General features: G+C 70.5%; 22 protein-coding genes. 10 read left to right on the top strand and 12 right to left on the bottom strand.

The window, feature by feature from the left end:
• Positions 1 to 12: 12 nt before the first annotated feature.
• The 3 genes from K8638_RS05685 to K8638_RS05675 all read right to left on the bottom strand — a co-directional run bounded on the left by K8638_RS05685 (position 13) and on the right by K8638_RS05675 (position 2,287).
• Positions 13 to 948, bottom strand: a complete 936-nt coding sequence (locus K8638_RS05685) for an ADP-ribosylglycohydrolase family protein (RefSeq protein WP_223753372.1) — start codon at positions 946 to 948, stop codon at positions 13 to 15.
• A 55-nt stretch (positions 949 to 1,003) separates the two neighbouring features.
• Positions 1,004 to 1,297: an outer membrane protein assembly factor BamE gene (locus K8638_RS05680; protein WP_223753371.1), complete on the bottom strand. Its 294-nt coding sequence runs from the start codon at positions 1,295 to 1,297 to the stop codon at positions 1,004 to 1,006.
• A gap of 96 nt (positions 1,298 to 1,393) precedes the next feature.
• Positions 1,394 to 2,287: a hypothetical protein gene (locus K8638_RS05675; protein WP_223753370.1), complete on the bottom strand. Its 894-nt coding sequence runs from the start codon at positions 2,285 to 2,287 to the stop codon at positions 1,394 to 1,396.
• 613 nt (positions 2,288 to 2,900) lie between these two features.
• On the opposite strand from K8638_RS05675, the gene K8638_RS05670 reads away from it, so the two are divergent.
• On the top strand, positions 2,901 to 3,962 hold the full coding sequence (locus K8638_RS05670) for a hypothetical protein (protein WP_223753369.1): 1,062 nt from the start codon (positions 2,901 to 2,903) through the stop codon (positions 3,960 to 3,962).
• A gap of 41 nt (positions 3,963 to 4,003) precedes the next feature.
• Here the strand turns inward: K8638_RS05670 and folD are convergent, their stop codons facing one another.
• Positions 4,004 to 4,852: a bifunctional methylenetetrahydrofolate dehydrogenase/methenyltetrahydrofolate cyclohydrolase FolD gene (gene folD, locus K8638_RS05665; protein ID WP_223753368.1), complete on the bottom strand. Its 849-nt coding sequence runs from the start codon at positions 4,850 to 4,852 to the stop codon at positions 4,004 to 4,006.
• A gap of 55 nt (positions 4,853 to 4,907) precedes the next feature.
• Between folD and K8638_RS05660 the strand changes: the two genes are divergently transcribed.
• Genes K8638_RS05660 through K8638_RS05645 form a run of 4 tightly spaced genes read left to right on the top strand, consistent with a single transcriptional unit; the run spans position 4,908 to position 8,678 of the window.
• Positions 4,908 to 5,735, top strand: coding sequence for a TerB family tellurite resistance protein (locus K8638_RS05660; protein WP_223753367.1), 828 nt, complete (start codon positions 4,908 to 4,910; stop codon positions 5,733 to 5,735).
• 48 nt (positions 5,736 to 5,783) lie between these two features.
• Positions 5,784 to 6,500: a Smr/MutS family protein gene (locus K8638_RS05655; RefSeq protein WP_223753366.1), complete on the top strand. Its 717-nt coding sequence runs from the start codon at positions 5,784 to 5,786 to the stop codon at positions 6,498 to 6,500.
• Positions 6,501 to 6,537: 37 nt separating this feature from the next.
• The gene (add, locus tag K8638_RS05650; RefSeq protein WP_223753365.1) at positions 6,538 to 7,536 is read left to right on the top strand and encodes an adenosine deaminase; all 999 of its coding nucleotides are present in this window, start codon (positions 6,538 to 6,540) and stop codon (positions 7,534 to 7,536) included.
• Between the two features lie 11 nt (positions 7,537 to 7,547).
• Positions 7,548 to 8,678, top strand: coding sequence for a quinone-dependent dihydroorotate dehydrogenase (locus K8638_RS05645; RefSeq protein WP_223753364.1), 1,131 nt, complete (start codon positions 7,548 to 7,550; stop codon positions 8,676 to 8,678).
• Between the two features lie 392 nt (positions 8,679 to 9,070).
• Here the strand turns inward: K8638_RS05645 and exoK are convergent, their stop codons facing one another.
• From exoK to K8638_RS05615, 6 genes are all read right to left on the bottom strand, one after another.
• Positions 9,071 to 10,225, bottom strand: a complete 1,155-nt coding sequence (gene exoK, locus K8638_RS05640; protein WP_223753363.1) for a spore coat polysaccharide biosynthesis glycosyltransferase ExoK — start codon at positions 10,223 to 10,225, stop codon at positions 9,071 to 9,073.
• Positions 10,215 to 11,504 (bottom strand): spore coat polysaccharide polymerase ExoJ, encoded by a 1,290-nt coding sequence (gene exoJ / locus K8638_RS05635; RefSeq protein ID WP_223753362.1) that lies wholly within the window; start codon positions 11,502 to 11,504, stop codon positions 10,215 to 10,217. Before exoJ ends, exoK begins: the two co-directional genes overlap by 11 nt.
• Before the next feature lie 151 nt (positions 11,505 to 11,655).
• Positions 11,656 to 13,332: a DUF6178 family protein gene (locus K8638_RS05630; RefSeq protein WP_223753361.1), complete on the bottom strand. Its 1,677-nt coding sequence runs from the start codon at positions 13,330 to 13,332 to the stop codon at positions 11,656 to 11,658.
• Between the two features lie 60 nt (positions 13,333 to 13,392).
• On the bottom strand, positions 13,393 to 15,324 hold the full coding sequence (locus tag K8638_RS05625) for a hypothetical protein (RefSeq protein WP_223753360.1): 1,932 nt from the start codon (positions 15,322 to 15,324) through the stop codon (positions 13,393 to 13,395).
• 83 nt (positions 15,325 to 15,407) lie between these two features.
• Positions 15,408 to 16,028 carry a ribosome biogenesis GTP-binding protein YihA/YsxC gene (gene yihA, locus K8638_RS05620; protein WP_223753359.1) on the bottom strand — a complete coding sequence of 207 codons (621 nt, stop codon included), beginning with the start codon at positions 16,026 to 16,028 and terminating at the stop codon, positions 15,408 to 15,410.
• 4 nt (positions 16,029 to 16,032) lie between these two features.
• The gene (locus tag K8638_RS05615; RefSeq protein ID WP_223753358.1) at positions 16,033 to 16,545 is read right to left on the bottom strand and encodes a cytochrome c family protein; all 513 of its coding nucleotides are present in this window, start codon (positions 16,543 to 16,545) and stop codon (positions 16,033 to 16,035) included.
• 131 nt (positions 16,546 to 16,676) lie between these two features.
• Here K8638_RS05615 and K8638_RS05610 point away from each other — a divergent pair, with 131 nt between their 5' ends.
• Genes K8638_RS05610 through K8638_RS05590 form a run of 5 tightly spaced genes read left to right on the top strand, consistent with a single transcriptional unit; the run spans position 16,677 to position 19,828 of the window.
• Positions 16,677 to 17,144, top strand: coding sequence for a hypothetical protein (locus tag K8638_RS05610; protein WP_223753357.1), 468 nt, complete (start codon positions 16,677 to 16,679; stop codon positions 17,142 to 17,144).
• Positions 17,145 to 17,148: 4 nt separating this feature from the next.
• Complete coding sequence (gene coaE / locus K8638_RS05605; RefSeq protein ID WP_223753356.1) at positions 17,149 to 17,745, top strand: dephospho-CoA kinase; 597 nt, start codon at positions 17,149 to 17,151, stop codon at positions 17,743 to 17,745.
• 23 nt (positions 17,746 to 17,768) lie between these two features.
• Entirely contained in the window at positions 17,769 to 18,926 is a 1,158-nt protein-coding gene (locus K8638_RS05600; RefSeq protein ID WP_223753355.1) for an SDR family oxidoreductase, read from the top strand.
• 17 nt (positions 18,927 to 18,943) lie between these two features.
• Complete coding sequence (locus tag K8638_RS05595; protein WP_223753354.1) at positions 18,944 to 19,339, top strand: MaoC/PaaZ C-terminal domain-containing protein; 396 nt, start codon at positions 18,944 to 18,946, stop codon at positions 19,337 to 19,339.
• A 6-nt stretch (positions 19,340 to 19,345) separates the two neighbouring features.
• Positions 19,346 to 19,828, top strand: coding sequence for a MaoC family dehydratase N-terminal domain-containing protein (locus tag K8638_RS05590; RefSeq protein WP_223753353.1), 483 nt, complete (start codon positions 19,346 to 19,348; stop codon positions 19,826 to 19,828).
• 4 nt (positions 19,829 to 19,832) lie between these two features.
• Here K8638_RS05590 and K8638_RS05585 read toward each other — a convergent pair whose 3' ends face one another.
• Both K8638_RS05585 and dnaK read right to left on the bottom strand, forming a co-directional pair.
• Positions 19,833 to 20,705 (bottom strand): tetratricopeptide repeat protein, encoded by an 873-nt coding sequence (locus tag K8638_RS05585; protein WP_223753352.1) that lies wholly within the window; start codon positions 20,703 to 20,705, stop codon positions 19,833 to 19,835.
• Positions 20,706 to 22,547, bottom strand: coding sequence for a molecular chaperone DnaK (dnaK, locus tag K8638_RS05580; RefSeq protein WP_223753351.1), 1,842 nt, complete (start codon positions 22,545 to 22,547; stop codon positions 20,706 to 20,708).
• Positions 22,548 to 22,557: the final 10 nt, after the last annotated feature.

The raw sequence follows: 22,557 nt of genomic DNA, 5'->3' as shown, positions 1-22,557 counted from the left end.
CCGAGGGAACGCTCAGCGCGACAGCAGCTTGTCGAGCAGCGGCTTCAGCAGCTCCTGCCCGCGCAGCGCGGAGCGCCACCGCGCGGGAATGCCCTGCACGCCGTACATGAGCCCGGCGATGCCACCGGCCACCGCCGCCGTGGTGTCCGTGTCACGTCCCAGCCTCACGGCGGCCTTCACCACGCCCTCGAAGTCGCGGCCCGCCTCCACGCAATGCCGCGCCGAGCGCAGGCAGTCCACCACGTAGCCCGAGCCCGTCCCCGGCGTGTCCTCCGCGTCCGGCCGCGCGATGTGCGTGTCCAGCTCGGTGCGGGCCTCGAAGCCCTCCACGTACAAATCCCTGAACGTGGCCAGCGCGTCCGCCCACGGGTCCGAGGCGCCTTCCAGGATGCGCCGGGCCCACAGGCAGTACACCGCGCAGCACACCTGCGAGCGCATGTGCCCGTGCGTCACCCGCGACTGCGCCATCGCATCCGAGGCCAGCTTCGCGTCGTCGCCGTGGTGCCAGAGGGCCAGCGGCAGCACGCGCATCAGCGAGCCGTTGCCGTTGTCGCGCTCGCCCCTGGGCCCCGCCATGAGCGCGGGCGCACCGGCGCGGACGTTCGCCAGGGCCGTGCGCGTCTGGATGCCCACGTCGAACACCTTGCCGTCCACGGCGAGGTAGCCCCACTCGTACCAGTTCACCAGCCGGCGCCCGAGGTCCTCCACGTCCAGCCGGCCGTTGTAGAGCAGCGAGTCCAGCAGGCACAGCGCATGGGCCCCGTCGTCGGACCAGGTGCCCGGCGGGACTCCGCCATGCGCGCGGTCGAAGCCGGCGGGAGGCTCGAAGTCGATGGCCTCGGGCGCGGGAATCTCCGCGGGGGAGTGGAACTCGTACGGCACACCGAGCGCATCCCCCACCAGCAGTCCGTACACCCCACCCGAGATGCGTTCCTCGCGCGTCGGCATGCGTCGACTCCTCCCCTGCCCTCCCGAGGAGAGCGGGGAGCGAGTCTACGCCGCCTCAGCTCCGGGTGACACGGAACTGCGTCACCTTGCCGGCGCCGTCGTAGTCGATGACGAAGTACTCGTAGGAGGGGCCGAAGGGAGACGCGCCCAGCTCGTACACCTCGCTGGTGTTCCGCCGCTGGTCGGGCTCGCCGAGCAGCTTCTGAACCTCCTCTCGGCTCATGCCCTTGCGGAGGTGCTTCTCCTGCAGCTCCACCACCATGCCCACGCGCGGATTCTGGCGCGCGGTGCTGCCCCGCTGCGCCTTCCACTGCTCCGCGTCGAAGGCGCCCTTCTGTGACGTGGACACCAGATACACCCCCAGACCTGCGAGTAGGGCCAACGCGACGCCGAGCCACAGCCCGCGCCGCGTGCCCCCCATCCTACTCCCGCCCTGGCTCATCTATCAGTACTGCCGGGCGCTCGCGTCGCCGTTGGGCACCGGCTGGCCGCCCGCCGCCGGCACGCCGTCCGTCAGGCCGTGCTGCCCGTACGGAACCCGGTCGCTCCACTGGAGCTGGCCGCTCTGGTCCAGCACCACCATCTTCCCGTCCGTCACGGCCTGCTGCACCAGCGTGGCCAGCTCCTCGGGGGAGGCGTTGGGGTTCGCGATGGCAATCTGACGGCCGACCTCGTTGTTGTAGAGGTCCATCGCCTCGCGGGTTGCGGGGTTGCCGGGCAGGCCCTCGTGCGCGGTGGCGAACTGCTGCGTCCACTCGGCGCCGAACTCGCGCGTCATCAGCGCGTTCCAGTACGCGTGGCGGAAGGCGTCGCGGTGGCCGTCATTGCCCATCCACTCCCGCTCCCGGTCCGCCGGCACATGGCCCGGGGTGCTGGAGGGGTTCGGATAGAGCCGGTCGGAGACTTCGAAGGCCTGGTCCTTGATGTTGTTGAACGTATTCAGGCCCACCAGGCCCCGGGACACCGAGAGCCCGTCCAGCATCTTCGCCTCGGTCTGGGTGATGGTGTACTCGCCGGTGAAGGGAATGGGGATGAGGCCCCCGGCCTTCGGGCTCCACTTCGTCGTCTGGTCGTCCTGAACCTGGTAGTCGCGCAGGACGCGGCCGAGGTCGGGACGGGACGCCGCGGGAGCCGGCGCCGCGGCGGAGGTGCCCTTCGCGGAGGCCGTCTCGAAGGAGCTGGTGCCATCCCACCCCGGCACACGGGCCTGCTGCTGCACGGACTGACCGACGCTCGCACCCTGGGGCGCCGGAGCCGGCTTCGCGATCTCCTTCACGGCGTTCCCCACGCGCTGAAGGATGCTGGAGAGCGAGTCGCCACCGCGGACGTTGATGGACATGGATTCCCCCTGAGAAAAGTGACGTATCCCATTATCGCGGGAACCCGGGTCCGAGTTGCTCCTGGCGAGGATGTAGGATTCCGCCCCCGCCCCGGCCCGAGGCTGTCAACGCAGGTCGCCCTGCCCACCCCCGGGAGCGATACCGGCCCCGGGGAGTCCTCTCCACCGTTGCACGGGGCCGAGAAGGGTTCAGGGGGGAGCGTCATGGCGATGAAGAGCGTCAAGGGGGCGCTGCGGGTGGGGCTCCTGGTGTCCGTCACACTCATGGCCGGCGGCTGCTCGCGAGGGCAGGCCGCGGAAACGAGCAGCGCGCACGGGAGCGGCGGCACGAGCTCACGAGTCAGCACGGGACATGGCGCCAGCACGGGCGGCCCGGGCAGGAGTGGCGCGGGCACGAGCGGTTCGGCGACGGACAGTCAGCGGACTCCCCGGGCGGCTGGCAATGGCTCCAGCCTCGGCGGCAGCCGCATGGGTGGCAGCTCTCTCACGGGTGGCAGTTCGTTCACGGGCGGCGGCAGCCACATGAGCGGTGACACCGATGGAGCCGAGCCAGGCCGCTCGCCCGCGCAATGACGTTTCCACCCGCTGGGCGCCGTGGGTACAACTCCGTGGCATGCCCGGCCGCCCCACCCCACAAGAGCTGGAGACCGTTCTCCGGACGCCGTACCACGACCGGTCGCCGCGCGTCCTCGAGGTCCTCAAGGCACTCCCGGACGACGTGGACCCTGCCCTCGCGGCCCGGGCCGCGGTAGGCCTCATCGGTAACAGCTACCACCCCGCCTGGCTCTTCGCGCGGACGTGCCGGCGGCTCCCAGTGCCCGTCATCCTCGCCGTCCTGGAGCAGCTCGAGTCCGACCGCAGGCCCCATTCCTTCATCCTTCGCGAATACGTCCGGCGCGACCTGAACGCGGACGCGCTCGCCGCCGAATGGGACGAGGCGATGCAGGTGCTGCTCGACCTGGAGACGACGTACGCCTGGGGCTCGAAGCAGAAGCGGGCGAAGTTCCAGGCGCTGGCGGCCAGACCGCGCGTCGTCCAGGCCCTTCAGACGGCGGCCGTGGCCTGCGAGCAGGTGTCGCTGGACCTGCTCGCCGTGCTGGCCGCCGACGCGTCGGAGGCGTCGCTCGATGCGCTCATCCCCCATGTCGAGCGGGCGGTGCGGCAGCAGGACTGGGAGCTGGACCGGCTCCAGGCCCTGCGCACGCACGCGCGCTCCACGCCGGTGATGGATGACCTGTTCTCGCGCATGCAGGCGTTGCTCGCCGCGCGGCGGGCCCGCTCACCCGCACTCGACTTCGCGCGGCGGCTCGGCTTCGGTGAGCCCGAGGTCTTCTGGTTCCGGGTCCACCTCTCGTCGGCCGCGTTCAATGGCGTGCCAGCCTATCGGCACCAGGGGCACGTCACCGTCGACAGCCGCTCGGCGACGTGGTTCGCCATCTCCGTTTCCGATTCGAACCCCGCCGACATCCTTCACTCGCGAGGCACGTCCTTCAACAGCGACGAGGTGCACCGCGACGAGCTGGGGCTGGGCACGTGCGAGCCCGCCGGACTTCCATCCTGGCTCGCGGCCGCGGCCGAGCGGCTCCCCACGCGGTGGAACTTCGACGGGATGAGCCTGACGACGAGCCTGCGCGGGAAGAAGCGCGACCAGTTGGAGCGCTGGCTGCGCGGGTAGCTCCCACGGGCCCGGGGCTCACCTCCCCGGGCCGGAGCGCGTTACTTCCCGGTCCGCTCCGCCGCCTCCAGCGTGTTGCGGATGAGCATGGCAATCGTCATCGGCCCCACGCCGCCCGGCACGGGGGTGATGTACGAGGCGCGCTCGGCGGCCTTGGCGAACTCCACGTCGCCCACCAGCTTGCCGTCCGGCTTGCGGTTCATGCCCACGTCGATGACGACCGCGCCGGGCTTGATCCACTCGCCCTTCACCAGCTCCGCCACGCCCACCGCGACCACCACGATGTCCGCGTTCTCCACCTCGCGGCGCACGTCGCTCTTGCTGTGGGCGATGGTCACCGTGGCGTTCTTCTGGAGCAGCATCAGCGCCATCGGCTTGCCGACGATGTTGCTGCGCCCCACCACCACCGCGCGCTTGCCGGCCGGGTCGCAGCCAATCTCCTCCAGCAGCCGCATGATGCCGTAGGGTGTGCAGGCCCGCGTCGCCGGCCGGCCCAGCAGCAGGTTGCCCGCGTTCAGCGGATGGAAGCCGTCCGCGTCCTTCTCCGGCTTCACCGCGGAGATGATGACGTCCGGGTCGATGTGCTTGGGCAGCGGGAGCTGCACCAGGATGCCGTGCACCGCCGGGTCGTCGTTGAGCTTGCGCACCAGCTCCAGCAGCGCGTCCTGGGTGATGCTCGCGTCCTGGTGGTACTCCCAGGAGTTGAAGCCCACCTCCTCGGCGGCCTTCTTCTTCCCGGTGACATAGACCTTCGACGCGGGGTCCTCTCCCACGCGAACCACGGCGAGCCCCGGGACGAGGCCGCGCTCCTTCTTGAGCCGCTCGACCTCCGCCTTCACCTCCGCCCGCACCCGTGCCGCCACTGCCTTGCCATCGATCAACTGGGCCATAACGCGGCGCACTCTATGCGAAACTCCCCGCCAGGAAGGGAGTGAAACCTCGGCCATGGGCGCGGGAAAAGTTCTCGGGGCGATTATCGGGCTGGGGGTGGGACTGCTCATCGGCCACCCGCTCGCCATCATCCTCCTCGTGGTGGCCGGAGCGTTCGTGGGCCATCACTTCTTCGACGAGCAGCACGCCGCGTTCACGGACCCGGACGTGCTCGCCGACTTCGCCATACCCCTCCCCCAGCCCTGGGACGAGGACCGGCCCGGCGTGGAAGCGACGGAGTCCTCCCGCCAGGAAGAGCCGTACGAGGAGCTCGCCCGGGACCTCTGCGCCCTCTTCGTCGAGGTGGCCCACGCCGACGGCGACGTCCGCCGCGAGGAGGTGCGCGAGGTGCGCCGCTACTTCGAGACCGTCCTCGGCTACGGCCCCGAGTCCCTCCAACTCGTCAGGGGACACCTCAAGACCTTCCTCGCCCGCCCGCCCGACCTGGATGCCGCCGCGCGGGCCTGCGCGGCGCAGCTTCCCTCCATGGAGCGCCGCCGGCTGCTCGACGCCCTCTTCGAGCTGGCGCTGGTGGACGGCCCCCTCCAGCGCTCCGAACGGGAGGCCCTCCGCCGCGCGGCCCGGGGCCTGGGCGTCTCCGTGGTGGACGAGCAGGCCATCGCCGCCGACCACCTGGGCGACGCCGATGACCACTACGCCGTGCTCGGCCTCACCCCGGACGCCACCGATGCCGAGGTGAAGAAGGCCTACCGCCAGCTCGTGGCCGAGTACCATCCCGACAAGGCCGCCCACGCCGGAAGAGAGGCCGCCGAGCAGGCCGCCCGCCGCTTCCAGGAAATCCGGGATGCCTACGAGGAGATACGGCGCCTGCGAGGACTGTAGCGCCGGGTTACATCCAGGAATCGCCCACGACGAGGACACACCTCCGCCATGAGCAAGCAGCGCAGCGGTCCCCCGAAGAAGAAGGAAGAGGCGTTCCACAACAACCCCTTCAAGTCGGCCATCCAGTCGATCAAGGAGCAGGAGAAGAAGGAGGCCCAGGAGAAGGCGGCCGCCGAGGCCGCGAAGCGCAAGGCGCCCCCTCCGCCGCCCAAGGCGCCGAAGGCCGCGAAGGTGAGCGAGTCGGACGAGGCCGCCCTCTTCTACTCCGCCATGGACGGGGTGCAGCAGCTCACCAACCGTGGCGAGGCGCCCAAACCCAACCCGCGCCTGCCGGAAATCATCGACGAGAACGCCGAGGCCCTGGCGCAGCTCTCCGAGCTCGTCGCCGGCCAGGGTGACTTCGACTTCTCCGGCTCCGACGAATACATCGAGGGCGCGGGGCCGGGCATCGACCGGAACCTCCTGCGCGCGCTGCGCCGCGGCGACTTCTCCGTCCAGGGGCGCCTGGATTTGCACGGCATGACGCAGGTACAGGCCCGTGAGGCCGTGGAACGTTTCCTGTCGGACAGCCGCCGCGCCAAGAAGCGGTGCGTCCTCATCGTCCACGGCCGCGGACTGAACTCGAAGGACCAGATTCCCGTGCTCAAGGAGGGACTCAAGGCGTGGCTGTCGCAGAAGCGCATCGGGAACATGGTGCTGGCGTTCGCCACCGCACGTCCGCAGGACGGAGGCGCGGGAGCCGTGTACGTGCTGCTCCGGCGCTAACCTTTACGCGCGCCCGGCACTGTGCATACATGCCGCCATGGCACGCGATCTGATCGACCTGCACATCCACGTGGGTGGCGCCGTGGCGCCCCACATCCTCTGGTCCATCGCCCACCAGCAGGGCTTCAAGCTCCCGGTCAAGAACTACTTCGACTTCGTGGAGCTCATCACCTCCCGCCCCGGCAAGGTCGGGAGCCTCGACGACTACCTCAAGATTCTCCACACCTGGACGGAGAAGATTCAGTCCTCGCCCAGCGCGATTGAACGCTCCGTCTACGAGGTCATCGGCAAGGAGTACCGCGGCAGCCGCGTGACGCAGATGGAGCTGCGCTTCAACCCCATGAAGCGCAACCTCAACTCCGAGCTGGACCTGGACCACATCATCCACGCCGCGCTGCGCGGCATGGACCGCGCGGTGCTGGAGTACGGCGTGAAGATGGGCCTCATCTTCTGCCTCGCCCGCGAGTTCGACCACCAGCTCAACAGCATCCTCGTGGACAAGGCCATCAAGTACCGCTCCCGCGGCGTGTACGGCATCGACCTGGCCGGCACGGAGACCAACGCCATGGAGCTGAGCCCGGAGCGCGTGGCCCAGTACGAGGACCTCTTCGCGCGCGCCCGCCGCGCCGGCCTCAAGTGCACCGTGCACACCGGTGAGACGCGCGGCACCGGCGCCGAGGGCGTCATGGCCGTGGTGGAGAAGCTCAAGCCGCACCGCATCGGCCATGGCATCCGCGCCGCCTACGACGAGCACGCCATGAAGGTGCTCCGGGAGAACGACATCGTCCTGGAGCTGTGCCCCACCTCCAACCTCCACACCAAGGCGGTGGAGGGCGTGGAGGAGCTGCGCCACATCATCCGCACCTTCTGGGACCGCAAGGTGAAGTTCACCATCAACACCGACGGCCCCTACCTGCTCGAGACGGACATGCGCCGCGAAATCGAAATCATCGAGCAGAACGGAATCCTCACGCCGGAGCAGGTGGACCAGACGCTCGCCTGGGCCCGGCAGGCCTCCTTCATCCCCGCCACCTAGGCCCCACGCCCATGTACGGACTCACCCGCTCGCTCCTCTTCCGGCTCGACGCGGAGCGCGCGCACCGGCTCGGCATCGCCGGGCTGCGCCAACTGGGGCACTCGCGTGATTTGTGCGAGTCCCTGCGCGAACGCGCCCTCGAAGGCGCCACCCCGGGAATGGCCGTGGAGCTGGCCGGCCTGCGCTTCGCCCACCCGGTGGCGCTGGCCGCCGGCCTGGACAAGGACGCCGAGGCCGTGGACGGCCTCTTCGCCTGCGGCTTCTCCGCGGTGGAGATTGGCACCCTCACGCCCCGGCCCCAGCCCGGCAACCCCCTGCCGCGCCTGTTCCGCCTCCCGGAGCACCGCGCCGTCATCAACCGGATGGGCTTCAACAACCACGGCGCCGCGGACGCAGCCACGCGCCTGCGCGCGCGCACCTGGCGCCCCGGCCCGCTGGGGGTGAATATCGGCAAGAACAAGGACACGCCGCTGGAGAAGGCGGTGGACGACTACGTGGCCTGCGTGGACGCGCTGGCGCCGCTGGGCGACTACGTGGTGGTCAACGCGTCCTCGCCCAACACGCCCGGCCTGCGCAGCTTGCAGGAGCCGGAGCAGCTCACCCTCCTCCTGCGCGCCGTGCAGGAGCGGCTGGCCTCGGTGGCTCCCGGCAAGCCGCTCTTCCTGAAGATTGCCCCGGACCTCACCCCGGAGGCCGTGGACGAGGTGGTGGACGTGGCGAGCGCGTGCGGCCTCGCGGGCCTCATCGCCACCAACACCACCATTGCCCGCCCCTTCGAGCACCCGCTGGCGAAGGAGGCCGGCGGCCTGTCCGGAGCGCCCGTGCGCGAGCCGGCCAACGCCGTCATCCGCCGCGCGTACCTGCGCAGCGGCGGCGCCCTGCCCATCATCGGCGTGGGCGGCGTCTTCACCGCCGAGCACGTCTACGAGAAGCTGCGCGCCGGCGCGTCCGTGGTGCAGGTCTACACGGGCTTCATCTACGAGGGGCCCGGCATGGTGGGCCGCATCCTCCCCGCGCTCGCCACCCTCCTCGCCCGGGACGGGTACAAGCGCGTCCAGGACGTCATCGGCGCGGAGCACCGGAGCGCCGGTACACCCGCGCCTCCGCAGGCTGACACGGTAGGCCCCCGGGAGCACATGTAGGGCCCCGGCCGCTCTCGTGGGGGCCGGGGGGCCCTCCAGCTCCAGGGGCACCACTCCGTACGACAAAAAATGAGCGCTCGCCGGCGCCTTGGAGTTTCACCGGCGAGCGCCCCGGGCCCAGTGCTTGACGGGCCTCGAAAGCTATTCGTTGCAACGCCACCCGGTTGGTCCGAATTCCACCGGGAGTTGGACGGCTCCAACCCCGGTTTTGTTCCCCGACCTGTTCGGGCCTTCCCGAACCACCGCGAATACCACGCTATTCCCGTCTACCGCATCCACCCGCCTCGCGCCATCACCATTGACGATGGAAGGGCGGCACCCTTCATACGTAGGACCCGCCTGCCCGATTGCCGCTCACTCGACGGCAGTATCCAGGGCGGTCTGACATGCCCTCAGGCGCCGGTGCCCCGGGCCACCCGCTGGTAGAGCGCGTCGTGCAGCCGGATCAGCCTCTCCAGCGACAACTCCCGGGCCACGAAGTCCCGCGCGGCCCGGCCCATGGCTCTTGCCTTCTCGGGATTCGAGAGCATCTGGATGAAGGCCTGGGCGAGCTGGGCGGGTTGCTCGGCCCGCACGACGAGGCCGCGCTCGCCGTCCCGGACGAGGTCGGTGTTGCCACCCACCCGCGTCACCACCATGGGCAGCCCCGCGGCCATGCCCTCCATCACCGCGTTGGACATGCCCTCGGCGTTGGAGCACAGGACGCCGAAGGTGGCGCGCCCGTAGATGGCGGGCACGTCCGTGCGGTGTCGGAGGAAGTGCACGGTGTCGGATACGCCCAGCTCCCCGGCCAGCTTCTCCAGCTCCGGCCGGCGCGGGCCGTCCCCCACGAGGAAGGCCTGCAGCCGGGTGCCGCCGTGGCGCAGCATGGCCAGCGCGAGCAGCAGGTCCTCCTGCCGCTTCACGGGGTGGTTCATGTTGGCCACGTGCACCACCACCGGCGCGCCGCCCGTGTCCGGCAGCGGCCCCTTGAGGCCCTCGCGCACGCGGGCATCGAAGCGCTGGAGGTCCAGGCCGTTGTGGATGACGGACACGCGCGAGGCGGGCAGCCCCTCCTCCTCCACCAGCCTGCGGCGGATGGCCTCCGCGTTGGCGATGACGTGGTCCGCCATCCGCGTGAGCCGGGCGTGCACCGCGCGGCGCGCCCGGCCCTGCCAGTGGGACAAGTCCAGCCGCCCGACGATGACTTTCACCCCGGCCAGCTTCGCCGCGGGCACGGCGATGAGGGTGGAGTAGAAGTCGTGCACGTGCACCAGCTCCACGCGGTGCGCCTTCAGCCAGCGCGCCATCCGGTACACCTGGTACACGGTGTTGGGCTGCGCCACCGAGCCCTCGAGGGGAAACGCCCGCGGCGCGTGGCCCAGCTTCCAGAGCGCCCCCATCAGGGGCCCCGCGTCCTCCAGCACGCAGACCTGGAGCCGGTAGCTGGGGGGCAGGCCCCTCAGCAGCTCCAGCACCTGCACCTCCGTCCCGCCAATGTGGAACGAGCGGGTGAACTGCACCAGGCGGAGGGGCTCCCGCCCCATCCGCGCCTCCTCACGCCGCATGTCCGGACCCCTCCCACGTCGCCACCGCCGGCCCACCCGGAGCCGTCACCTTCTGGATTCCCACCGGGGACCCCGCCGCCGACGCGTGGGCAATCCGCTGCGCCGCCGCCGCCAGTCCGAAGAGCACGTAGCAGTGCGCGGACAGGATGTAGCCGGAGAACAAATCACACACGAGGTAGCCGGCCACCGACGCCGATAGCGCCCGCGCCAGCCAGCCCATCTCCCTGTCCCTCGACGCCTCGAAGGCGGCGCCCGCGGCCCCTCCCGCGAACACCAGGAAGAACGCGAGCCCCACCCAGCCCAGCTCGCCAATCACGTCCAGGAAGATGTTGTGCGCCACGTACGCGCGGCGCGCCTCCGGCGGCGCGTACAGGGGCCACGCGTAGCGGAAGCTCCCCGCCCCCACGCCCAACAGCGGCCTGTCCAGGCTGATGCGGCTGGCCACCTGCCACGCGTACACGCGGCCCATGGCGGACGCGTCCTCCTGGAAGTCCGCCACCGTCTCGTTGCGCTCCCAGAAACTCTGGGGGGCGAAGACCAGCAGGCCCAGCACGAAGAGCGAGCCCACCACCACGGCCTGGATGCGCCGCTTCTCGCGGATGGCCCACAGCCCCATCGCCACCGACAGGCCGATGAAGCCACCGCGCGAGTGCGAGAGGACGATGGCCGCCACCGCCAGCCCCGCCGCCCCCAGGCACGCCAGCCGCCACACCCACGCGCTGCCCTTGCGCGCCAGGAAGGCCACCGCCAGCGGCACCACCAGCCCCAGGTTCATGGCCATGTGGTTCGGGTCCGCGTACACGCCCACCCAGCGCGCGCGGAAGCCCTCCACCAGGTCCACCCCCGTGTTGTACCAGTCGATGACGCCAATGGACGTCACCACCGAGGCCAGCACCATGGCCCCGCACACCACCGCCAGCCTCCGCCCGGTGGTGATGACGTTGACGAGGGTGAGGTAGATGGCCGTCAGCTTCAGCAGCTCGATGCCCGTCGCCCGCGTCACCTCCGGGTTCAGCGACCAGGAGATGGAGGCCACCGCCAGCGTGGAGAAGCCGATGAGCGCCAGGCCTCGCGCGCCGTCCACGTAGAGCGGCTCCGCGCGGCCCAGCCTGCGTATCACCATCAACCCCGCCGCCAGCCCCGACGTCACCAGCGCGAGCCGCGCCGGCGCCAGCGCGGGAATCCACTCACCCGGCGCCGCGTACATCACCACCGCGAACGCGGTCAGCGCATGGAAGGCCCACGAATCACGGCGCTGCCCCTGCTCGCCCGGCACCATTCCCTCCACCTCCCGGCAGTTGCCTCGCGCACAATCACGCGTGCACTGACTGAAGCAGAGGACATGCCAGCCGCCCTGACGGGCAAAGCCCTGGACTTCCTACGGTTGGGCGCCCCACCGCGCGCCGGGGGGGCGCCCCGGACTGAAAAACCTACGGCACCGGCTGGCTCTCCATGGGAAGGACGGCGGCGGCGATGGCGTCCAGCCGCCCCTCCTGGAGCCACGGCGAGCCCAGCTCGGACAGCAGGCGCTCGAGCGTCAACCCCACCATGCGCCGCAGCTCGCCCCGGGACTCCGGGGGCACCGCGCCCTCCAGGCCGGACAGGGCCCGCTCGGCGGCGGTGGCCCGCAGACGCGGCGCGTCCGGGGTGCCCTCGAAGAGGCGCTGTCCCAGCTCCACCACGCGTCCCAGCGGCACCGGCCGCGCGTCCGCCCTGCCCTCCAGCACCGCCATGGCCACCACCGCGGCCAGCAGGCGCTCCAGGCCCAGCGTCTCCAGCGGCACGCCGAAGCGGGCCACCGCCTCGCGCGCCGCCTCCGCGGTGCCACCCAGCACGCCGCGGAACACCTGCACCTGCGCCTCCGCGCGGGCCAGCAGCGCCTCGGTGGCGGCCACCTCGCGCAGCGAGCGGAACGGCACCGGCTCCGCGCCCTCCACCCGCAGGGCGCGCCGCGGGCGCTTGCGCCGGAGCGCGTGGATGGCGGCGGCCTCCTCCGGCAGCACCATCAACACGCCCTCCAACATCGCCCCCGGCGCCCGCATCAGCCGGTCCGCGCGGAACTTGAGCTGGAGCGTCAGCGTGAAGCCCACCTGGAAGATGCGGCGCGGCGGCGTCTCGTGCAGCACGTCCGTGGCGCGGCCCGGGTCCGCTCCCGTCAGGTGCTCCAGCCCCAGCGACAGGTAGTCGCGCACCATCTCCGCCGCCTGGCGCGCGGCGTCCAGGTCTCCCGGGTCGGCCAGCTCCGCCACCAGCGCGGCGTTGGCCACGCCCCGCAGCTCGTCCTCCGCGTTCTCCCGCTCCAGCATCGTCAGCCCGCGGAGCGCCGCCTCCAGGTAGTCCACGTGCCCGCCCGTGGCCGCGAGCGCCACGCCGGGCCCCGTCCCCGCGGGCCGGGGCGAGGGCCCCACATCCACGCGGCTGAAGAGGGACACCGCCTCCTCCAGCGAGGGGAAGCCCAGGTCCGCCAGCCGCGCGCGGCGGAACTGGTAGGCGGTCTCCTCCATCTCGCTGGGAATCTCCCAGCGCACGGCCTCCAGGAGCCGCACCGCCTCGAAGGGGTTCTCCGCGATGAGGTCATTGAGGAGCGAGCGCACCGCGGCCATCTCCACGCCCTCGGCCTTGATTTCGACGAGGTAGCGCCCCTCGGGCGTCTCCATCGTCACGCCCGGCGGGTTGACGTCCGGGTTCTCCTCCAGGTCGTGCACCACGGTGAACTCGCGCAGGAGGTACTCCAGCACCTCCAGGTCCACCGCGTGCAGCTTGCGGAGGAACTCCTCCGTGTCGTCGATGCCACCGCGCGCGGCGCGCAGCCAGGTGAGCACCGCATGCGGGTCCACCTTGTCGCGCTGCCAGCCGCCCAGGTCCACGAAGGCGCGGAACTGTCCGGGCGACGCGAGCTGTACCAGCTCCGTCGCGTCCGCCAGCCCGACTTCCTGGATGGTGACGTAGAGGTCCTCCGGAGGGAGCGAGCGCACCAGCGCCCGCGCCTCCGGGACTTCCAACAGGGCGTCCACCCGCTGCCGCGGGGACAGCCGCATCAACCGCTGGCGCAGCTCGCGCGGGGCGAGCTGCGCATCCCTGCCATTTCCCTTGCCGTTCTCGGACACGGCGGCGTGCCTACCACACCCCCCTTCCAGGGGGGAGCAGAACGCCGCCGCGAGCGGCGACTACCGGATGATGACCTCGCACTGGAAGCCCACGTCGAACGACTTCAGCTTCGGCGTGGCGTTGAGGATGCGGTCCGTGGACTTCAGCTCGAACTCGATGCGCAGGTAGTTGCCCTTGGGGAAGCCCGCCGACACCAGGTCCACCGGCGGGGCGATGAACGGCCCCTTGCGGTTGGCGGGGTCCTCCAGCCCGTCACGCCGGTTGGACACGGTGATGTAGACGTTCATGTCCGTGCCCGCGGGCTTCTCCACGTCCCAGGTGGCGGTGCTCCACGTGGTGTTGGCGCCGCAGCCGGTGAAGACCTGCCGGTACCAGCCGGACGGCGCGGTGAAGTTGCGGAGCTGGTAGCCCGTGAAGTCCGAGTACGTGTACAGGCCGCTGCCCTGCCGCTGCGTGCGCAGGATGGCGCCCGACTCGCGGTCCACGCGGATGACGTTGCCGGAGCTGTTGTTCACCCAGGCGTTGTTGTCCGCGTCCAGGCCCACGCCGATGGCGGTGTACGAGCTGCCGTCCGTGGCGTCGATGAAGTCCACCTGCTGCGAGTCCGTCCACTGGAACTTCTTGAGGGCCCCCGTGTCGCCGTTGAAGGCGATGACCTGCGAGGCATTCCGCGTCGCGTCCGGGTTGCCGGGCTGTGAGCCCTGGTCCGAGCTCATCCAGATGAAGCCCCGGTCATCCGCGGCGATGCCGCGCCCGCGCCGCATCCGGGTGTTGAGCTGGCTGATGGCGCTGGAGAAGTCGAACACCGCCCACTGGCCCAGGGTGGTGGACAGGCCCTGGTGGGTGTAACGGAACGCCTTGGGGCCGGACGTCCAGCCGGCGACCCACACGCGGTCCTGGCCATCCACCGCGATGCCGTACGCGCCGGAGCTGCCCAGGCTGGACGGCGGCGAGATGAACGCCTTGCCGTCGATGTTCACCACCTCGCCATTGCCCGTGTCCACGAGCGCCAGCTTCAGCGGGCTCAGGCTGGAGGACACCATCCACAGCCGCTGCTGCCGGTCGATGGCCGCGCCGTACGGGCCCTGGCCGGACGCGAACACGGGGATGTCCATGGCGCCCGCGCTGTTGACCGGGACCTGCTGGCCGGTGTCCGGGTCCAGCTTGATGAGGCGCGAGTTGGCCCAGACGCCCACCCAGATGTCGCCAGCGCTGTTCTCGATGCCCTGGCCGATGGCCATGGCGCGCGCCTTGACGGCGTCCGTGGACGAGGGGCCCACCGGCGTGCTGAACAGGAGGCACTCGTCGTACTGCGCCGGGTTCGACCAGTCCTGCGGGATGATCATCTCCGTGACGGGGTCGATGCGCCCGTCATCGTTCTTGTCCTCGCTGGTCTGGATGCCCTCGATGCCGTTGCGCTCCTTGCAGTAGGCCTTGCTGTTGGCGATCTTCGTCACCGAGCCCTGCACGCCCAGCGCGCGGTTGGCCACCCACACGTCACCGAACAGGTCCACCGCGGTGCGGCTGGGGTTGTGGCCCTCGTTGCCGCGCAGGCCGTTGGGCTGATTCCTGCCGTCCACGGGGATGACGGCGTGGTAGCGGCCCACTTCCTTGCCGGTGCGCGTGTCGTACTTGGACACCGTGCCCGCGCTGTTGTTGGCGATCCACGCGAACGCCAGCGACGTGCTGCCGCCGCCCAGGATGATGTTGCCCTCGGGGTCCACCTGCACGCCGTCCACGGTGACGGTGCCGTTGGCCACGCCCGCGTCCAGGTTGAAGCCCCCGGGCGGAATGCCCACGGACGTGCTTCCGCCGTCCGGCTCGTCGCCGCCGCCGTCGCGAGTGTCACCGCCGCCACCGTCGCGGCCGCCGTCCGTCGTGCCCAGGGGGTCATCGCCGCCGGCGTCGGGTTTGGATGCTCCACCGCCCGAGCTGCAGGCCGTGAGGACCACCGTGGCGAACACGGTGGCCAGAAGAAGATGCTGGCGCATGATGAGACCTCCGGCGCCGGAACCGGCGCGACCTGCCCCCCCGAAGGAGACCAGGAAACCGTGGATGGCCTCGCCCGGTCAACTCAAACCCGGGTGGCCTTCCCGAATGTACCCAGGAGGGCCCCCCAGACTTCATCCACACCGAGCTTTTCCGTCGCGGAGAACGGGAGAATCACCTCCAGGGGCAGGTCCATGGCCTTGGACAGCTCCACGAGGCGGGGCTTGCGGCGGGCCTTGTTGAGGCGGTCCATCTTGGTGGCCACGACGAGGATGCGGCGGTTGTGGGCCTGGAGGTAGTCCAGCGTGGCCAGGTCGTCCGGGGTGGGTCCCACCTCGGCGTCGATGATGCTGACGACGGCCTCCAGGCGGTGCCGCTTCTCCAGGTAGGTGGTGATCATCTCCTCCCACTGGGCCTTGTCCGCCTTGCTGGCCTTGGCGAAGCCGTAGCCGGGCAAGTCGCACAGGCGCACCTGGTGGCGCTGGCCGTCGCGCTCCAGGTCCACGTCGAAGAAGTTGAGCGTCCGGGTCCGTCCGGGGGTGTTGGACACGCGCACCAGCTTCTTGCGCTGGGTGAGCGCGTTGATCATGGAGGACTTGCCCACGTTGGAGCGGCCGACGAAGGCCACCTCCGCGGTGTGGCCCGCCGGGTAGCCCTTGGGCTCCACGGCGGTGACGACGAAACGGGCGTCGAGGATCTTGATCACGCGGCTATTTCTTGGTGCTGGCGGGCGGCGGCGCCTGGGTGGAGGAGGAGGCGTCGGCGCGGGCCGCGCGGCGGGCGCGCTCGGCGGACCAGTGGTCGATGGCCTTGAGCGACTCCTTGAAGTCGAACGGCCGCAGGGAGGGCGAGGAGGCGTCGTGGCAGGTGCGGCACTGCTTCTCCGACGGGTCCACCAGCCCCACCAGCCGGGACAGCTCCGGGTCCTTCATCACGTACTCGGGCGAGTAGTACTGGCCGCCGCCGTGGCACGTCTCGCAGGTGACGCTGGCCGTGGCCTGCGCGGCCTGGTCCGGCGAGTGGCAGGACAGGCAGCGCCCGTCCTTCTTCTGCTGCTCGGAGAGGGAGTTCTCGGCCCGGGCGTGCTTGGACTGCATCCACGCCTCGTACGCCTCGGGGTGGCAGCCCTTGCAGCTATCCGGACCGACGAAGTCGGCGGCGCCCGCCGCGCCACCGAAGGCCAGCAGGAGCAGGGGGAGGACCCTGGAGCCAGGAGCACGCATGGTGCGTCGGACTAGCAGACCCCCCCGGACGGGGCAAGGCGTCTCGTGATTGAATGCCGTGGAGCTTCATCCGTTGAAACACCGTGGTTTTCTTGAGCCCTGCCTGCCCGATCCGTTAGGGAGGAGTCGTGATGCGGACCCTGACCATGCTCGCCGTGCTCGCCTTCGCCGTCCCCGCCGCCGCCAAGCCGTGGCAGGGAATCGAACCGGGCGTCTCCAAGCGGGAGGAAATCGTCAAGAAGTTCGGAGAGCCCTCTCGCACCGTCACCCTCGACGGGAAGGAAATCATCGCCTACCTGGGCAAGGAGGCCATCAAGGGCACCACCCAGGCCCAGTTCAAGGTGGACCCCGCCTCGCAGACGGTGGAGCGCATCGACGTGTTCCCCGGGCCGGTCATCGACAAGGAGACGATTGAAAACAGCTACGGCCCGGCCTGCCCGTCCGGCCCGGTGCCCGCCAGCCCCTGCTACCTGCGCAAGCTGACGGACGACTTCCGCACCTACTTCCTCTACCCCAAGCTGGGGCTGGCCATCTTCTTCAACGAGGACGGCAAGACGGTGCAGTCGTTCACCTTCACCACGCAGAAGGCCGCGAAGTAACCCCGTGCACGTCTTCGGGCTGACGGGCGGCATCGCCTCGGGCAAGAGCACGGTGACGCGGATGTTCCGCGAGCTGGGCGCCCATGTGCTGGACGCGGACGTGATTGCTCGCGAGGTGGTGGAGCCCGGCACCCCGGGCCTGGCCGCCGTGGCCGAGCGCTTCCCCGGCGTGGTGGGCCCCGACGGCCGCCTGGACCGGGCGAAGCTGGGGGCGCGGGTCTTCTCGGACGCGAACGAGCGCGCCGCCCTCAACGCCATCACCCACCCGCTGGTGCGCGAGGCCTTCATGGAGAAGGTCCAGGCGCTGGAGGCCCGGGGGGTGGAGCGCGTCATCTACGATGTCCCCCTGCTCATCGAGAGCGGCATGCACGGCTGGATGGAGGGGGTGGCGCTGGTGTGGGTGCCCCGGGACGAGCAGAAGGCCCGGCTGATGGCCCGGGACGGGCTGGACGCGGCGGCGGCGGAGGCCCGGCTGGCCGCCCAGCTTCCCCTGGACGAGAAGAAGGCCCATGCCACCTGGGTCATCGACAACAGCGGGGACCTGGCGTCCACCCGAGCCCAGGTGGAGTCGGTCTGGAGGGCCATGCTCGCGCGGGGCTGACGGAGGGGTATGCTGCGCGCCGCATGAGCGAGACGCGCAAGAAGGGCGGCGGGGCCGGGACGTATTTCATCACCGGCTACCCCGGGTTCATCGGCAAGCGGCTGGTGGAGCACATCGCGCGGGAGGACCCGAAGGGGCACATCTACGCGCTGGTGCAGCCCAAGCACCTCAAGGAAGCGCAGAAGCACGCGGCCAGGGTGAAGGGCGCCCCGGTGGAGCTGCTCACCGGCGACGTGGTGGACATGCACCTGGGCCTGTCCGGCGAGGAGTACCAGCGCCTGTGTGAGCGGGTGACGGACATGTTCCACCTGGCCGCGGTGGCGCAGCTGGGCGTGCCCAAGGAGACGGCGTGGCGGGTGAACGTGGACGGCACCCGCAACATGCTGGAGCTGGCGCGAGACTGCGCGCACCTGTCGCGCTTCAACCACTTCTCCACCTGCTACGTGTCCGGCGACCGGGTGGGCGTCATCGCCGAGGACGAGCTGGACCGGGGCCAGGCCTTCCGCAACTCCTACGAGGAGACGAAGTTCCAGGCGGAGCGGCTGGTGCAGCGCGCCGGAGCCACCCTGCCCATCACCGTGTTCCGGCCCTCCAGCGTGGTGGGAGACTCGCGCACGGGCGAAATCGACAAGTTCGAGGGGCCCTACTACCTGGGCATCCTGCTGGTGACGTCGCCGCTGGTGGTGCCGCTGCCGCTGCCGGGCAACGGCGTGGCGCCGCTCAACGTGGTGCCGGTGGACTACGTGGTGGAGGCGGTGTGGCGGCTGTCCAGGGACGCGCGCGCCGTGGGGCGCACCTTCCACCTGGTGGACCCGAACCCGATGAGCGCCCGCCGCGTGTACGAGCTCATCGCTGAGAAGGCCAACAAGAAGCTGCCGCGCTTCAACCTCTCCGCCCGCGCGGCGGACGTCATGCTGCGGCTGCCGGTGCTGGAGAAGCTGGCCCGGCCCCAGCGCGCGGCCATCAGCTACGTGAATCACCTGGCCATCTACAACTGCCACAACACGCTGGACCTGCTGGACGGCACGGGCGTGCGGTGCCCTCCCCTCGCCGCCTACCTGGACCAGCTCGTGTCCTACGTGCGCGAGCAGTACCGCAAGCGCCGCGAGGGCTCCGAGGTGGAGGACCCGCTGGACCACGGGCCTTCGCCCGAGCGAGAGCCCCGTTCCACGACGCCGTGACGTGGTAGATCGCTGGGATGCCACGCACCTTCCAGCCAGGCGACACGTTCACGCATGTACGCGAGTGCGACCGGTACCGGCCGATCTACTACGCGGGTGCTTCCGGGGACTACAACCCCATCCACATCGACCCGGAGGTCGGCAAGGAGGCCGGCCTTGGAGGTGCCATCCTCCAGGGGCTGTGCACCCTGGGCTGGGCCGTGGAGGCCGTCGCCGTCTTCGTGGGTGACCCCGGCCGCATCCGGCGCGTGAGGGTGCGCTTCTCGAAGCCCGTGCGGGCCGAGGACGTCATCACCTTCCAGGGCAAGGTCCGCTCGGTGCAGGACGGCCTGCTCACCGCGGAAATCTCGGCCACCAACCAGCGCGGCGAGGACGTCCTCAAGGGCGCCGTCGTCGAAGCCTTCATCGGATAGACCCCCATGGCCCTCGACAAGCGCTTCATCGGCCGCGAGTACGGCCCCTTCACGTACACCATTGGCGCGGAGAAGCTCCGCGAGTTCGCGCTCGCGGTGGGCGGCGCGCGCCCTGGCGCCGGCACTCCGGGCGAGCCTCCCGCCCACGTCAGCCCCCTGCTCTACGACGCGCGGGCGGCGAAGGCTGGCCCATACTTCGACCTCATCGCCTTCCCCAGCTTCGCCGTCGTCTTCGCGGTGCGCCCGTTCAGCGCGGCCATCGCCGACCCGGAATTGGCGGTGAACATGCTGATGCTGGTGCACGGCGAGCAGGAGCTGGAGTTCCTGGACGTCATGCGGCCCGGCGACGTGATGACCACCACCGGGCGCATCGAGAACATCTTCGACAAGGCGCGCATGTCCTTCCTCGTCGTGTCCAGCGAGTCCCGCAACCAGACCGGCAAGACGGTGGTGAAGGGGACCTGGACGGCGGTCATCCGCGGGGGCTGAAGCGTCAGCCCGCCGAGATGACGCCCTCGTCCAGCAGCTGAGCCAGGATGCGCGCGGTATCCAGCCGCGTCATCCCGGACAGGGCGAACAGGTCCTCGTAGGTCACCGAGCCGTCGATCTGCGCCAGCACGAAGCCGGCACGGTGATCCAGGTTCAGCCAGATGATGTCGTCGGCTTGCAGCCGCACCCGGGGCACCCGCCCCAGGTCGCCCAGCTTGGACTCCAGCATCGCCATCAGCATCCGCTCGCTGCGCTGCCTCAGCGCCTCCACGCGCGGATCTCCCGGGGCCAGCTCCTGCGCCTTGAACAGCAGGTCCACCGCGCCCGAGTGGTCATCCAGCTCCAGCAGGTCCTCCGCCCCACGCAGCAGCAAATCCAGCTCGCTGTCCCCCGCGGGCACGCCGTACTCCTGCGTGTCACCCTCCGGCGGGACGCCGTACTCCTGCGTGTCGCTCTCGGGGAGGCTGAACACCTCCGGCTCGGACTCGTCCTCCCGTGAGAGCAGCTCCAGCGCATCCACCCGTCCGCCGTCTCCCCCATCCTCCGGGAGGTACACCGGCGCGGGCGTCTTCCAGGGATTCGCCTCCTCCGGTCCGCCCTGCCCTTCCGCCCAGGCGCCCCAGTCTCCCTCCAGCGACGGCGCCGCCACCGGCGTCATCCGCCCGAGCACCTGCGCGCGCACGGGCTCCGTCGGGGGAGCCGGGAACGGTGAGGCCCCCTGTGCCACGCCCGCTCCCTCCAGGTACTCACGGGCCCGCGTGTTGCCGGGGTCCAGCTGCAACGCGCGCTCGAACAGCTTCTGCGCGCCTTGATGGTCGCCGCTCAGCCGCAGCCACAGTCCCGCCTCGATGAGCTGGTTGGCGCGCTGGGGGCTCATCTAGCGCCTCGCGCCGCCCTGGGCCGGCGCTCGAAGTTGGGTGAGACAGCCCGACAATAGCTCGCACGCCCTGCCGAGCGCCCCCACGTCCTCCGCGTCGCGCACCCGCCGCGCGTGGTCCAGGGCCTGCTCCGCCCGGGGCATCACGTCCACCGCGAGCCCGCCGCCTCCCGGCAGCAGCCGCGCCCGCGTGAGCGCGTCCACCACGTCGCGCGCCAGCGTGTCCAGCTCCACGCGCTTCGCCTTCAGCTCATCGGACAGCCGCGCGGCCATGAGGTACTCGCGCTGCTCTTCCATGATGCGCTTGAGCTCCTCCTCCGTGAGGCCGCTGGACGCGGTGACGGTGATGGACTGCCGCAGCGCCGTCTCCCGGTCCTTCGCGGACACGGAGACGATGCCCTCCGCGTTGATGTCAAACGTCACTTCAATCTCCACCTGCCCGCGCAAGGCCTCGCGCAGGCCGGTGAGCACGAACTCGCCCAGCAGCTCGTTCTGCTGCGCCATCTCGTGCTCGCCCTGGAGCACCATGATCTTCACCACGCGCTGGAAGTCCTTCGACGTGGCGAAGACCTCCGTGGCGGACGTGGGCACCGTGGTGTTCTTCGGGATGATGCGGCGCACGAAGCCGCCGGCGATGGCCACGCCCAGGCTCTGCGGCGTGACGTCCAGCAGAAGCAACTCGCTCTCCTGCCCCGCCAGCGCGTGGGCCTGGATGGCGGCCCCCAGCGCCACCACCTCCTCCGGGTGCACGCCCTTGCAGGGCTCCCGCCGGAAGTAGCCGCGCACGGCCTCCACAATCCTGGGCATGCGAGACATGCCCCCGACGAGGATGACCTCCTTCAGCTCCGAGGGACGCACGCCCGCCTCGCCCAGCACCTCCGTGGTGATGCCCACCACGCGCTCCGCCAGGTCCGACGTCAAGTCATCCAGCTTGTCCCGGGTGAGCGTGGCATTCAGGTGCAGCGCCGCCCCGCCCCCGGGCGGAGTGCTGATGAAGGGCAGGTTGATCTGCGACTCGCGCACGCTGGACAGCTCCACCTTGGCCTTCTCCGCCGCGTCCTTGAGCCGCTGCAACGCCATGCGGTCCTTGCGCAGGTCGATGCCGTGCTCCTTGGCGAAGCCGAACACCAGCCACTCGATGATGCGGTTGTCCCAGTCCTCACCGCCCAGGTACGTGTCGCCGCCGGTGCCCACCACGTCGAAGACGCCCTGGTTGATCTCCAGCACCGACACGTCGAAGGTGCCGCCGCCCAGGTCCAGCACCGCCACGCGCCCGTTCACCGTGCGCCCGAAGCCGTAGGCCAGCGCCGCCGCCGTGGGCTCGTTGATGATGCGCAGCACGTCCAGCCCGGCGATGCGGCCCGCGTCCTTGGTGGCCTGCCGCTGGGCGTCGTTGAAGTACGCCGGCACGGTGATGACGGCCTTGGAGACGGGCCTGCCGAAGTGCGCCTCCGCGTCCGCCTTCAGCTCCTGGAGAATCATGGCGCTGATTTCGGGCACGGACAGGTCCTTCCCGCCCATGCGGATGCGCAGGTCGTCGTGCTGCCCGGCCACCACCGCGTACGGCAGCGAGCGCAGCGCGTCCTGCACCTCGTGCGAGGAGAACTTCCGGCCGATGAGCCGCTTGGCGGCGTACACCGTCTCCTGCGGGTTCGTAATCGCCTGCCGCTTGGCGATGCCGCCCACCAGCCGCTTGCCGTTCTTGGACACCGCCACCACGGACGGCGTGAGCGCCTGGCCCGTGCGGTTCTTGATGACGACGGGCTGACCGTCCTGGACGGTGGCGACGATGCTGTTCGTCGTCCCCAGGTCGATTCCAATGAGGGGTTCGGACTCAGCCATGGGGAACCGT

Source organism: Myxococcus sp. RHSTA-1-4, from assembly GCF_020037125.1.
In the GTDB taxonomy this organism is placed as follows: Bacteria; Myxococcota; Myxococcia; order Myxococcales; family Myxococcaceae; genus Myxococcus.
Note: the sequence above shows the minus strand (reverse complement) of the source record. Positions and strands in the feature narration are given on the sequence as shown.

Excerpts from the sequence above, each read along its gene's own strand:
- K8638_RS05660 (WP_223753367.1), top strand. The coding sequence starts at position 4,908 with ATGGGCGCGGGAAAAGTTCTCGGGGCGATTATCGGGCTGGGGGTGGGA.
- K8638_RS05610 (WP_223753357.1), top strand. The coding sequence starts at position 16,677 with ATGCGGACCCTGACCATGCTCGCCGTGCTCGCCTTCGCCGTCCCCGCC.
- add (WP_223753365.1), top strand. The coding sequence starts at position 6,538 with ATGGCACGCGATCTGATCGACCTGCACATCCACGTGGGTGGCGCCGTG.
- K8638_RS05645 (WP_223753364.1), top strand. The coding sequence starts at position 7,548 with ATGTACGGACTCACCCGCTCGCTCCTCTTCCGGCTCGACGCGGAGCGC.
- K8638_RS05615 (WP_223753358.1), bottom strand. The coding sequence starts at position 16,545 with ATGCGTGCTCCTGGCTCCAGGGTCCTCCCCCTGCTCCTGCTGGCCTTC.
- exoK (WP_223753363.1), bottom strand. The coding sequence starts at position 10,225 with ATGCGGCGTGAGGAGGCGCGGATGGGGCGGGAGCCCCTCCGCCTGGTG.
- K8638_RS05585 (WP_223753352.1), bottom strand. The coding sequence starts at position 20,705 with ATGAGCCCCCAGCGCGCCAACCAGCTCATCGAGGCGGGACTGTGGCTG.
- K8638_RS05670 (WP_223753369.1), top strand. The coding sequence starts at position 2,901 with ATGCCCGGCCGCCCCACCCCACAAGAGCTGGAGACCGTTCTCCGGACG.
- K8638_RS05625 (WP_223753360.1), bottom strand. The coding sequence starts at position 15,324 with ATGCGCCAGCATCTTCTTCTGGCCACCGTGTTCGCCACGGTGGTCCTC.
- K8638_RS05655 (WP_223753366.1), top strand. The coding sequence starts at position 5,784 with ATGAGCAAGCAGCGCAGCGGTCCCCCGAAGAAGAAGGAAGAGGCGTTC.
- exoJ (WP_223753362.1), bottom strand. The coding sequence starts at position 11,504 with ATGGTGCCGGGCGAGCAGGGGCAGCGCCGTGATTCGTGGGCCTTCCAT.
- K8638_RS05595 (WP_223753354.1), top strand. The coding sequence starts at position 18,944 with ATGCCACGCACCTTCCAGCCAGGCGACACGTTCACGCATGTACGCGAG.
- K8638_RS05590 (WP_223753353.1), top strand. The coding sequence starts at position 19,346 with ATGGCCCTCGACAAGCGCTTCATCGGCCGCGAGTACGGCCCCTTCACG.
- dnaK (WP_223753351.1), bottom strand. The coding sequence starts at position 22,547 with ATGGCTGAGTCCGAACCCCTCATTGGAATCGACCTGGGGACGACGAAC.
- K8638_RS05675 (WP_223753370.1), bottom strand. The coding sequence starts at position 2,287 with ATGTCCATCAACGTCCGCGGTGGCGACTCGCTCTCCAGCATCCTTCAG.
- K8638_RS05685 (WP_223753372.1), bottom strand. The coding sequence starts at position 948 with ATGCCGACGCGCGAGGAACGCATCTCGGGTGGGGTGTACGGACTGCTG.
- folD (WP_223753368.1), bottom strand. The coding sequence starts at position 4,852 with ATGGCCCAGTTGATCGATGGCAAGGCAGTGGCGGCACGGGTGCGGGCG.
- K8638_RS05600 (WP_223753355.1), top strand. The coding sequence starts at position 17,769 with ATGAGCGAGACGCGCAAGAAGGGCGGCGGGGCCGGGACGTATTTCATC.